This window comes from Xanthomonas populi, assembly GCF_002940065.1.
GTDB classification, from domain to species: Bacteria; Pseudomonadota; Gammaproteobacteria; order Xanthomonadales; family Xanthomonadaceae; genus Xanthomonas; species Xanthomonas populi.
Genome location: NZ_MDEJ01000125.1, coordinates 1 through 11,288, shown reverse-complemented (window position 1 = coordinate 11,288; position 11,288 = coordinate 1). Strand labels below are relative to the sequence as shown.

Below are 11,288 nucleotides of genomic sequence, written 5' to 3'. Positions count from 1 at the left end.
CCCTGGCAACGCGGCTGCAATGAACATCTCAACGGCGTGTTGCGCCAATATTTCCCACGCAGCCGCGACTTCAGCACCATCACGCCTGAGGAAGTGCAGCACGCTCTGTGCCGGATGGATGGCTGCACGGCGGCAGATGCGCTGGAAGGGGTAACCCGCCAGATGAAAACGCCTCCTGCCTCGATGCGAACGAGCCTGACCTATGATCGCGGGACCGAACTGACGCGCTACGCCGAGCTGATGGAGGGGGTAAACATGCATGTGTGGTTTGCCGACCCGCATGCGCCCTGGGGCAGCGCACAAGCAACGACAATACCAACGGCCTGCTTCGCCAGTTGCTGCCCAAAGGAGCAGACCTGTCTGGCGTCAGTCAGCACTACCTCACTCACACCGCATGACTGATGAACACCCGTCCACGGAAAACCCTGGGCCGGACAACACCCAGCGAGGCAATGGAAGACGAACTCGCAACGTTCACATCACGTGTTGCACGTGAGTCTTGAGACCGCCTTCTATCCGGCCGTCCGAATCTCTCGCCCTCAGATCAAACGATATTCGATGGCATGGCTGCCAAGCTCGAACGCGTGGAATGACAGCGATCTCCGCAACGGGATTGAACGTCCCGTTGCGGACACGACTTACCTACTTACAAGCCTTACCTTCCACCGTCATCTGCGCCGCGAACATCGGCACCTGCGGAATCTTTCCGGCGGCGGCCTGTTGCTTGGCCTCTTCCAGGTAGATGCGCGACTGGCCCTGTCCATCGAGTTGCGGCTTTGCCTCCACCGGCTTGCGCCAGATGCGCACCACCGCTTGCTGCGCCGGGCAGGCTGCGCTTGGTACGCGGATCACATCGTGATAGATCCAGCCCGATGCGACGCTGGGCGTGGCCTTGGCGAAATCCACGAAGCGCGCGCGTGACTGACAGGTGGGACTGCTGCGTACCACCGAGAGGGTGTAAGGCTGCGCGGCATTGCCGGTGAACACCCCTTCAAGGCGGGCGCAGGCTTCGGGGATCTGACGCAAGATGTGCACGGCACCGACCGCTTGCGCGGTGCCGGCTGCGCGCTGTTTCAATTCAGGCGTTGGCTCGGCGGCAAACGCGTGGGCGGTGAGCAACAGGGCTGCAATCGTCACGGCATACCTGGAAGCGGCATTGTTCGACATAAAAAACTCCTGGATCGGGTCGATCACGTTGGGCCGCAGACTGTCACGCCGCGACTGAACAACGCGCCAAAGCCGTAGTGGTGGCAGCTACACAAGGTGCGGCGCATACTCGGTCGCGATCCGGCCACATGAACATCGCGACGCGCGTTACGGTCATTGTGGCTGTCGAGTCCGTATTCGCCAGTCCACTCGCTGCGTGCATCGCCCTTGGTTCGTCCCGACCGGACGACGTCCATTCTCTTTGGAGGTGTCATGCTGGAACACTACGGATTACTGCTTGCGTTGGGTTGTGCGGTCCTGGCAATCGTCTATGGAATTGTGTCGGCACGCTGGGTGATCGCGCAGCCGAGTGGCAACGCACGCATGCAGGAGATCGCAGCCGCGATCCAGGAAGGTGCGCGCGCTTATCTCAATCGACAGTACCTCACCATTTCGATTGCTGGCGGCGTGTTGTTCGTGTTGGTCGGGCTGTTTTTGAGTTGGTACACCGCAGTGGGTTTTGCGATCGGCGCAGTGCTGTCGGGCCTGGCCGGCTATATCGGCATGAGCGTGTCGGTGCACGCCAATGTGCGCACGGCTGAGGCCGCGCGGCATGGCATCGGCAAGGCGATGGATGTGGCATTCCGGGGCGGCGCCATCACCGGCATGCTGGTGGTGGGCTTGGGGTTACTCGGCGTAGCCGGTTATTACGTAGTGTTGCAAGCGATGGGCCTGCCGCTGGAGCAAAACCTGCATGCATTGGTGGGACTGGCATTTGGGGCGTCGCTGATCTCGATCTTCGCGCGCCTGGGTGGCGGCATCTTTACCAAAGGTGCGGACGTGGGTGCGGATCTGGTCGGCAAGGTGGAAGCCGGCATTCCCGAGGACGACCCGCGTAACCCGGCGGTGATTGCAGACAACGTGGGCGATAACGTCGGCGACTGCGCAGGCATGGCAGCGGATCTGTTCGAGACCTATGCCGTCACCGTGATCGCCACGATGTTGCTGGGCAGTCTAACGCTGGCCGAAACCGGGCCGCACGCGGTGCTGTATCCGCTGCTGCTCGGCGGCGTGTCGATCATCGCATCGATCGTGGGCGCGGGCTTCGTCAAGGTCAAAGCGGGTGGCTCGATCATGGGCGCGCTCTACAAAGGCGTGATCGTTTCCGGCGTACTAGCCGCACTCGCCTACTGGCCGATCACCCAGTAGTTGATGCGCGATAACACGCACGGTGCCACCTCGTTGTATGCGTGCGCATTGATCGGCCTGGTGCTCACCGGCTTGATCGTCTGGATCACCGAGTACTACACCGGCACCCAATACAAGCCCGTGCAGCACGTTGCAGCGGCAAGCACCACCGGCCACGGCACCAACATCATTGCCGGCCTTGGCATCTCGATGAAATCCACCGCACTGCCGGTGATTGCAGTCTGCGCGGCGATCTGGGGAGCATTTTATTTCGGCGGCTTGTATGGCATTGCCACCGCTGCCACGGCAATGTTGTCGATGGCCGGCATGATCGTCGCACTGGATGCGTACGGGCCGATCACCGACAATGCTGGCGGCATCGCCGAAATGGCCGAGCTGCCACCGGACGTGCGCAACATCACCGACCCGCTGGACGCGGTTGGCAACACCACCAAAGCGGTCACCAAAGGCTATGCGATCGGCTCGGCGGCGTTGGCCGCCTTGGTTCTGTTTGCCGACTACACCCACAACCTGCAAGCAGCCAATCCCGGCGAAGTGTTCGCCTTCGATCTGTCCGACCACACGGTGATCATCGGCTTGTTGATCGGTGGGCTGATCCCCTACCTGTTCGCTGCAATGGCGATGGAAGCGGTGGGGCGTGCGGCGAGCGCGGTGGTCGAAGAAGTGCGCCGCCAGTTCCGCGAGATTCCCGGCATCATGGCCGGCACCGCCAAGCCGCAATACGACCGCGCGGTCGACATGCTGACTCGCTCGGCGATCCGCGAAATGATCGTGCCTTCGCTGTTGCCGGTGGTCGTGCCGATCGTGATCGGGCTGCTGCTTGGGCCACGTGCACTGGGCGGGCTGTTGATCGGCACGATCGTGACCGGATTGTTTCTGGCGATTTCGATGACCACCGGCGGCGGTGCCTGGGACAACGCCAAAAAGTACATCGAAGATGGCCACTTTGGCGGCAAAGGCAGCGAAGCGCACAAGGCTGCCGTTACCGGCGATACGGTGGGCGACCCGTACAAGGACACCGCCGGGCCAGCGATCAATCCGTTGATCAAGATCATCAACATCGTGGCTTTGCTGCTGGTGCCGCTGCTTTAAAGCACATCGCGCAGGGCTGCTAAGGACACCTGCAGCCATGCCGACGCAACAGCTGTCAAAGGCAGCCGATCAGGCCGTCATAGATCGGCGGCGCGCCATTCGGCAACAGCTCAAACAGCGGGTTGGTCACCGCCAAGCTGCGATACATGTCGTCAAGACGGGTCGCAGCCTTCAATGGCGCGGTGCAACGCCAGACCCGGCTATCCGAGCGCAGGTACCCGCTGCGGGGATCCACGCTGACCTCGCTGGCGCCGAAGGTCCAGATGCAGCTGCGCACCACACCGGTCACCCGATGCACCGAGCAGCGGAAGCGCAACGACTGGTAGTTGCTGAACTCGCCACCGCAAAAGGTGTCGCCGCAGATCTGGTCGAAATCGTGTTCCAGCCGCTGCTCAAGATCGACAAACGCCTCCCAGCCTTCGCCATTGGCGGGCCAGTCCACCGCATCGACGAAGGTCGGCGGCGGTGTTGCCGCAAGGGCGGCCTGGGCGAAGAAGGACAGCAACAGCACAACAAGCACACGTGCGAGCTTGGACAAGGCAATTCCCGAGTGATGGATGAGCCTGCAGCGTGCGCCGCGCCTTTGCCGACAACGATCGGGGACCCACTGATGATGAATGCGGACTATGCCGCGTGCCGGGGTCAGCGTATTGCCCATTCAGGGTCGCTGCACCGCAACAGCCGAACGCGTAGAATCGCGCTCCACACACTGCTGAAGCCTCGGAGCTACGCGCATGGGACTGGAACTGGTCACCGCCGGCAAGAATCTGCCGGACGAAATCAACGTCGTCATCGAGATCCCCAAGGATTCCGAGCCGGTCAAGTACGAAGTGGACAAGGCCAGTGGCGCGATCTTCGTCGACCGCATCCTGTCCACCCCGATGCGTTACCCCTGCAACTACGGCTACGTGCCCAACACCTTGTGTGGCGATGGCGACCCGGCCGACGTGCTGGTGGTGCTACCGCTGCCGCTGGTACCTGGCTCGGTGGTGCGTTGCCGTCCGGTGGGCGTGCTGCGCATGAGCGACGAAGCCGGCAGCGACGAAAAAATCCTGGCCGTGCCGATCGAAAAGATCTTTTCCGGCTATGCGCACATCGAGGACATCAATCAGGTGTCCAGCCACTGGATGGAGCGCATCGGCCACTTCTTCGAGCATTACAAGGACTTGGAGAAAGGTAAGTGGGTCAAGCTGGATGGCTGGGGCGGCGCGGCTGAGGCCAGGCGCATCCTGGTGGAGTCGGTGGAACGCTACAATTCCGACGCAGCCTGATCGATCGACCGTGATGCAGTCCCGCAAACGCGGGGCAATCGGGATCACGCTTTTCCGCGTGATCCCGGTGACCGCCGTGGGCAGATTGGGTACATTGCCGACAGCGTTTGGCCGGTGTCTATCGCCGGTGACTCTTGGGGAAGTGTCTTGCGTATTCTGTTTGTTGGGGACGAAGCCAGCCTTCCGTCCGAGCTGAGCGACTATGTCGCTGATCTGGGCGATGAGTGGCAAGCGCAGCAAGTGGCCGATGGAAATTCGGCGATCGAAGCTGCTGCGCTGTCGCCGTTCGATGCCGTCATCGTTGCACCGGTCCTGCCGGATCTCACTGCCGCCACGTTGTTGGGCCAAATCCGTAAGCTGCGCCCGGACACCATCCGTATCGCGTTGATCGATGTGCAGGATGGCCAGCGCACGCCGCCGGCCCGCATCATTGGTGTAGCGCATCGCTTCCTGCCGATGCCGCTGGCGCCGGAGGTCCTGCTTGAGGCGGTCACCAGCCTGGAAGAGCTGCGCGATCTGCTCACCAATCCGCGCTTACGCGCGGCGATCGGGCGTATCAGCTCTCAGTCAACCAGCCGCAGAAAACGCATAGTTAAAGACCGGCGCGAGGCTGTGAACCAAAGCATGTTGCCTGATGCTCACCCTTCCCAAACCGGCAATTTCTTCGCTACTGCCACATTCTTCAGGCTCACATACTTCGGCAGGCCGTCGCTGCCATAGGCTAACGGGGCCTGGCCCTTGATCAACGGGGCGAAATAGCGGCGTGCGCGTTCGGTGATTCCGAAACCGTCTTTGCGCAGGAAGCTGGGCGGCATCTTCTTTTCGTGATTGGCCACTTTCTGCAGCGGGGCGGGCACGATCTTCCAGCGGTAAGGTGCGTCGCTGACGCGTTCGATCACCGGGATCACTGCGTTCATACCCTTGAGCGCGTATTGCACCGCCGCTTTGCCGACAGCTTGTGCCTGCTCCCAGTCGGTCTTGGAGGCGAGGTGGCGTGCGGAACGCTGCAGGTAATCGGGCAGGGTCCAGTGGACCTTGTAGCCGAGTTCCTGCTCGACTTGCGCTGCGAGGAACGAGGCGACGCCGCCGAGTTGCGCATGCCCGAACGAGTCAGTTGCGCCGCCTGCATCGGCAACGAAGGTACCGTGTGCGTCCTGGATGCCTTCGCTGGCGACCACCACGCACCAGCCGACCTTCTCTACTACCTGTTTGACCTTGGCCAGGAACACCGCCTGGTCATAGGCGCGCTCGGGCAGCAGGATGATCTGCGGTGCCTCGTCCGCGCCTTGGCCGGCCAGACCCGCTGCTGCGGCCAACCAACCGGCGTGTCGGCCCATCGCCTCGTAGATGAAGACCTTGGTGGAGGTGTCGGCCATTGCGGCGACATCCAGCGCTGCCTCGCGTACCGAGACCGCGGTGTATTTCGCCGCCGAGCCGAAGCCGGGGCAGGTGTCGGTCACTGCCAGGTCGTTGTCGATGGTCTTGGGCACGCCGATGCAGTGCAGCGGGTAGCCGTAGGCCTTGGCCAACTGCGAGACCTTCCACGCGGTATCGGCCGAATCGTTGCCGCCGTTGTAGAGGAACCAGCGCACGTCGTGCGCACGCAGCACCTCCAGCAGGCGCTCGTATCTGGCGCTGTCTTCTTCCAACGACTTTAGCTTGTAGCGGCACGAGCCGAACGCTCCACCGGGGGTCTGTGCCAGCGCGGCGATTGCGGCGGCCGATTCTTTCGAGGTATCGATCAGCTCCTCGCGCAATGCGCCCAGGATGCCGTTACGCGCGGCCAGGACCTTGATCTTGCGTGCGCGCGCTTCGGTGATCACACCGGCGGCGGTGGCGTTGATGACGGCGGTGACGCCGCCGGATTGGGCATATAGCAAGTTGCCAGTGATCATAGGGGACGGGCTCCTCAATGGGGACATGGCGCAGGGGACAGTGCCGGGAGATTCCCCGGATGCGGTAAGCTGCACGACCATACGGTCAGCGCTGGCGAAGACCTGAGTCTAACGCCGCCAACCGCAACGCGTTTTTATTCGAAAGTGGAGTCCACTGATGCGATTGGTTCTGTTGGGACCGCCCGGTTCGGGCAAGGGCACCCAGGCGACACGGCTCAAAGAGACGTTTGAGATTCCGCATATTTCTACCGGCGATCTATTGCGTGCCGAAGTGGCCGCTGGTTCGCCGCTGGGCTTGAAGGCCAAGGAAGTGATGGCACGCGGCGATCTGGTATCGGACGAAATTCTGCTCGGCATGCTCGCATCGCGGCTCGGTCAGGCCGACGTTGCCAAGGGGTTCATCCTTGATGGCTATCCGCGCAACGTGGCGCAGGCCAACGCGCTGGACGGGCTGCTCAGCAAGATCGGTCAGCCGTTGGATGCGGTGGTGCAGTTGGATGTCGCCAGCGAGTTGCTGGTCGAGCGCATCGCCGGCCGTGCCAAGGCCGAAGGCCGCGAAGACGACAATCCCGAATCGGTGCGCAAGCGCCTGCAGGTCTATACCGATTCCACCGCGCCAGTGATCGGCTTCTACGCGCAGCGCTGCAAGCTGGCGCGCGTAGATGGCGTGGGTTCGCTGGACGAAGTGCTGGAGCGCATCCGCAAGGCGCTCGGTCGCTGAGTCGGCGCGGGCCGGGCGTGATGCCCGGTCTGCAACGCCGCGCGCCAACAGGCTGCGCGGCTTTTTCGCATTTGCGGTGCCGCAAAAGAAAAACCCCCGGTCTTACAAGACGGCCGGGGCGGAATAACGCAAGTGATGGGCTTGCTCAGAGCCCCGACAGCATGAGCTCCTTGGGGATTTTGGCCACTTGGGCGTCGGACCAGAAGGGTGCTGCGACTGGCCTTCAGTATGATGATATATGTGACTTGTTTCGCATTTCTGGAAATTCCTGGCAGTACGGTGGGGATTTCCTGACAACGCCGCCGGCGATGGATCGGAATGTCCCGTAACTCCGGCGATCGGCGACAATATGCGCCATGACCAAACTCCACATCCTCGGCATCGCCGGGACCTTTATGGGCGGTGTTGCCGCCCTTGCGCGCGAGCTGGGTTGGCAGGTTGCGGGTAGCGACCAGGCCATCTATCCGCCGATGTCCACCCAACTGGAAACGCTCGGCATCGCGCTGGCACAAGGCTATACGCCGTCCACTATTTCGGCCGATGCCACCGACGTGGTCGTCGGCAACGCCTTGTCGCGCGGTAATCCCGCCGTGGAAGCAGTGCTGGACGCCGGCCGTCGTTACACCTCCGGTGCCCAGTGGCTGGCCGAGCAGGTGCTACCGGGCCGCGACACGTTGGCGGTCGCCGGTACCCATGGCAAGACCACCACCACCACCATCCTGAGCTATCTGCTTGAAGCCGCCGGGCGTGCGCCGGGCTTTTTGATCGGCGGGGTGGCCGAAGACTTCGGCGTGTCGGCGCGTCTGGGCCAGGGGCGCGAATTCGTGGTGGAAGCCGACGAATACGACACCGCCTTTTTCGACAAGCGCAGCAAGTTCGTGCACTACCGTCCGCTGGTGGCGATCCTCAATAACCTTGAATACGACCACGCGGATATTTTCCCCGACGTGGCGGCGATCCAGCGTCAGTTCCATCATCTGGTGCGCACGGTGCCGGCGCGCGGGCGCTTGATCGTCAACGGCGAAGATGCGCGCCTGGACGAAGTGCTGGCGATGGGCTGCTGGACGCCGGTGGAGCGCTTCGGTTTCGATGCATCGCTGGAGTGGAGCGCCCGTTTGGTGGCCGCCGATGGCAGCGTGTTTGCGGTACTGCATCGCGGCGTGGAGATCGGCCAGGTGCACTGGCCGCTGGTCGGGGGGCATAACGTACTCAACGGATTGGCGGCGCTGGCTGCCGTGCACGCGGTCGGCGTGGATCCGGTGACAGTGATGCCGGCGTTGGCGCGCTTTCAAAGCGTCAAACGCCGGCTGGAAGTGTTGGGGCAGGCATGCGACATCACCGTCTACGACGACTTCGCGCATCACCCCACCGCGATTGCGGCCACGTTGCAGGGCTTGCGTGCGAAGGTGGGTGCGGCACGCGTGCTGGTGGCAATGGAGCCGCGCAGCAATTCGATGCGGCTGGGCGCGCACGCGCAGGCGTTGGCGCCGTCGTTGCGCGATGCCGATGCGGTGGTGTTTCTGCATCGGCCCGAGTTGGCGTGGGATGCGGCGCCGATCATGGCGCAGGTGCGCGGTGATGCACATGTGGCGCACGAGGTGGATGCATTGCTGCACACGCTGGGCGAGATCGCACAGCCGGGCGATCATGTGGTGTTTATGTCCAATGGCGGCTTCGATGGCGCGCCGCGTCGCTTCCTGGCACAGCTGTCACGATGACGGACATCACCAGCACCGCCGACAGCAGCGCATTGCCGCTGTTTCCGCTGCACACCGTGTTGCTGCCGGGCGCTGCGATGGGCTTGCGCGTGTTCGAACGTCGCTATCTGGATCTGGTGCGCGAGAGCGGCCGCACTGGCAGCAGTTTCGGTGTGTGCCTGATTCTGGGTGGCGCAGAAGTCGGCGTCCCGGCAACGCCGGCGGCGTTCGGCACCGGAGTGCGTATCGAGGATTTCGATGTTGGCGCCGATGGCGTGCTGGTGCTGCGCTTGCGTGGGACGCGTCGCTTCCACGTGCAGCGTTCTCGCATCCGCGATAACGGACTCGTCGTGGGCGAGGTGAGTTGGTGCGAACCCGACAGTGACGACGAATTGCGGCCCGAGCACAGCCTGTTGGCAACCGTGCTCGAGCGCATGCTCGAACAGGTAGGTGGCGAATTCGCATCGGCCGGGCCGTGCCAGCTGGATCAAGCGGCATGGGTGGGTTGGCGGCTGGCCGAGCTGTTGCCGCTGACCGAACAACAACGCCTGTCGTTGTTGCAGCAGGACGATGCGCATCGGCGCCTGGATCAGGTGCTGGCGTGGATGCTGTAACGCTGTGATGCTGCGCTGCGCGTGAGACCCATCACCGCGCTTGCACCGCTGCAGTAGCACACTCGCCACGCTTGGGCGCGCTGCCGATGGCATCCATGCACTGGATGCGCGCAACGGCCTCACGCGTTATCGATCCATGGAGTGTGCCTTGATCATCGGTGTCAAACCGCGTGTATCCGATGTGTTCGACCAGGTCTGGCAGACTCTGGCGGTGTTGTTCGTATGGGACGTGTTGATCACGATCATCTACTACGTGCTGCCGTTCCGCGCGCCTGCGTTACCGTTGACCATCTTCGGTTCGGCATTGGCGTTGTTTCTGGGGTTTCGTGCCAATTCGACCTACCAACGCTGGTGGGAGGGGCGCGTGCTGTGGGGCCAGATGATCAATGCATCGCGCAACCTGGTGCGTCTGAGCATCAGCGTGTTGTCCGCGCCGGAAGCCGCAGCGCTGGGGCGCACGATCGCGTTGCGCCAGGTCGCGTACGTGCATGCGTTGCGTTGCCAGTTGCGCCGTTTGCCAGTGGATGCCGTACTAGAATCGCGGCTTGATGCCGATGAAGTGGCCTCGGTGATCACGCGGACCAATGTCGCCAATGGCCTGCTCGATCGTACCGGGCGCAGCGTCGAACAGGCGCGTCGCGATGGCTGGATCGACAGCATCCAGCAGGCCAGTGTCGAACGCATTCTGGTAGATATCGCCAACGCGCAAGGCGGTATGGAGCGGCTGAAAAATACGCCGCTGCCGTATCAATACCGTTTCTATCCGAATCTGTTTACGCGGTTGTTCTGCGTCTTGCTGCCGATCGGCCTGGTGGAGACGCTGCAATACGCCACGCCAGTGGGTTCGACCGTGGCGGGGTTGATGTTTTTAGCCGTGCTCAAGATCGGCGACGAGCTGGTCGACCCGTTCGCCAACACCATCCACGATCTGCCGCTGGACAGCATGTGCCGCATGGTGGAAATCGATGCGTTGCAGGCGATTGGTGAGCCGGCGCCGGAACCGATGCAGCCGGTGGGTGGTGTGTTGTGGTGAGTGCATCGCGGCTCGACCAACGCGGCTTGTGCGCATCCAAACGGCGCTAAAGCTCAGTATCCCGGTCGCCTTGAGAGGTGCTGGATGGCATGGATGCGTCAGTTGCAGAGCGGCTGATCTGCGGCTTGGCTGCAGGGCCCTTGGCCCGCCCACCATCGCGGGACACGCCGCAAGTACGTCCGTGTAGGCTCTTCTGCGGCATCCATGCCGCAGAAGGTCCCACGACGGTGGGCGGGCAAGGACCAGTCGAGAGTGTCGGTATGCATGGTGCAAGTAATGCACGACGGCCGTTTTTCGGATAACGGCGCGTTCGGTCATCTTCCCAATACAGGTAGAGTAACGGACAAGCTTTTAAGAAAGCAGCCGACTAACTTTCTGGTGCGGTGTCCTTACCGATTGCGGGACCGTGTGGCGGCATGGATGCCGCCACCGAGCCTACGTGGACGTACTTGCGGCGTGTCCCGCGAGCGGTGAGGGCACCGCGCACTCGACTAATCAGGCTGGTGACCTAAACATTCGGCTGCATCTAAGGAAGGTCTGAACAACTCGCAAGACCCAAAAATTTCAGTATCCAGAGCGCCAGTAACGCGCAAATTGGGTATGTAAGACG

Annotated in this window: 8 protein-coding genes and 4 pseudogenes; 9 read left to right on the top strand and 3 right to left on the bottom strand. The window is 62.5% G+C overall.

What is annotated here, in order from left to right; translation table 11 throughout:
* Both XpopCFBP1817_RS24115 and XpopCFBP1817_RS24110 read left to right on the top strand, forming a co-directional pair.
* Window positions 1-99: pseudogene (locus XpopCFBP1817_RS24115) on the top strand (IS30 family transposase); the annotation flags it as partial.
* 6 nt (window positions 100-105) lie between these two features.
* A pseudogene (locus XpopCFBP1817_RS24110) lies at window positions 106-503 on the top strand (IS30 family transposase); the annotation flags it as partial.
* A 139-nt stretch (window positions 504-642) separates the two neighbouring features.
* On the opposite strand, the gene XpopCFBP1817_RS16645 reads toward XpopCFBP1817_RS24110, so the two are convergent.
* A complete protein-coding gene (locus XpopCFBP1817_RS16645) occupies window positions 643-1,167 on the bottom strand; it encodes a hypothetical protein (RefSeq protein ID WP_128417967.1) in 525 nt (174 codons plus the stop codon).
* A 252-nt stretch (window positions 1,168-1,419) separates the two neighbouring features.
* On the opposite strand from XpopCFBP1817_RS16645, the pseudogene XpopCFBP1817_RS16640 reads away from it, so the two are divergent.
* A pseudogene (locus XpopCFBP1817_RS16640) lies at window positions 1,420-3,447 on the top strand (sodium-translocating pyrophosphatase).
* Window positions 3,448-3,502: 55 nt separating this feature from the next.
* On the opposite strand, the gene XpopCFBP1817_RS16635 reads toward XpopCFBP1817_RS16640, so the two are convergent.
* On the bottom strand, window positions 3,503-3,985 hold the full coding sequence (locus XpopCFBP1817_RS16635) for a hypothetical protein (RefSeq protein ID WP_128417966.1): 483 nt from the start codon (window positions 3,983-3,985) through the stop codon (window positions 3,503-3,505).
* A 196-nt stretch (window positions 3,986-4,181) separates the two neighbouring features.
* On the opposite strand from XpopCFBP1817_RS16635, the gene ppa reads away from it, so the two are divergent.
* Complete coding sequence (ppa, locus tag XpopCFBP1817_RS16630) at window positions 4,182-4,718, top strand: inorganic diphosphatase (protein ID WP_128417965.1); 537 nt, start codon at window positions 4,182-4,184, stop codon at window positions 4,716-4,718.
* Between the two features lie 114 nt (window positions 4,719-4,832).
* Window positions 4,833-5,276 (top strand): annotated as a pseudogene (locus XpopCFBP1817_RS16625) (HDOD domain-containing protein); the annotation flags it as partial.
* Window positions 5,277-5,356: 80 nt separating this feature from the next.
* On the opposite strand, the gene XpopCFBP1817_RS16620 reads toward XpopCFBP1817_RS16625, so the two are convergent.
* A complete protein-coding gene (locus tag XpopCFBP1817_RS16620; RefSeq protein WP_128417964.1) occupies window positions 5,357-6,613 on the bottom strand; it encodes a 6-phosphofructokinase in 1,257 nt (418 codons plus the stop codon).
* 157 nt (window positions 6,614-6,770) lie between these two features.
* Here XpopCFBP1817_RS16620 and XpopCFBP1817_RS16615 point away from each other — a divergent pair, with 157 nt between their 5' ends.
* The 4 genes from XpopCFBP1817_RS16615 to XpopCFBP1817_RS16600 all read left to right on the top strand — a co-directional run bounded on the left by XpopCFBP1817_RS16615 (window position 6,771) and on the right by XpopCFBP1817_RS16600 (window position 10,678).
* A complete protein-coding gene (locus tag XpopCFBP1817_RS16615; RefSeq protein WP_128417963.1) occupies window positions 6,771-7,334 on the top strand; it encodes an adenylate kinase in 564 nt (187 codons plus the stop codon).
* 347 nt (window positions 7,335-7,681) lie between these two features.
* Window positions 7,682-9,052 carry a UDP-N-acetylmuramate:L-alanyl-gamma-D-glutamyl-meso-diaminopimelate ligase gene (gene mpl / locus XpopCFBP1817_RS16610; protein ID WP_208619648.1) on the top strand — a complete coding sequence of 457 codons (1,371 nt, stop codon included), beginning with the start codon at window positions 7,682-7,684 and terminating at the stop codon, window positions 9,050-9,052.
* Window positions 9,049-9,645 (top strand): LON peptidase substrate-binding domain-containing protein, encoded by a 597-nt coding sequence (locus XpopCFBP1817_RS16605; protein ID WP_128417961.1) that lies wholly within the window; start codon window positions 9,049-9,051, stop codon window positions 9,643-9,645. Before mpl ends, XpopCFBP1817_RS16605 begins: the two co-directional genes overlap by 4 nt.
* Window positions 9,646-9,793: 148 nt before the next feature.
* A complete protein-coding gene (locus XpopCFBP1817_RS16600; RefSeq protein WP_128417960.1) occupies window positions 9,794-10,678 on the top strand; it encodes a bestrophin family protein in 885 nt (294 codons plus the stop codon).
* Window positions 10,679-11,288 lie beyond the last annotated feature (610 nt).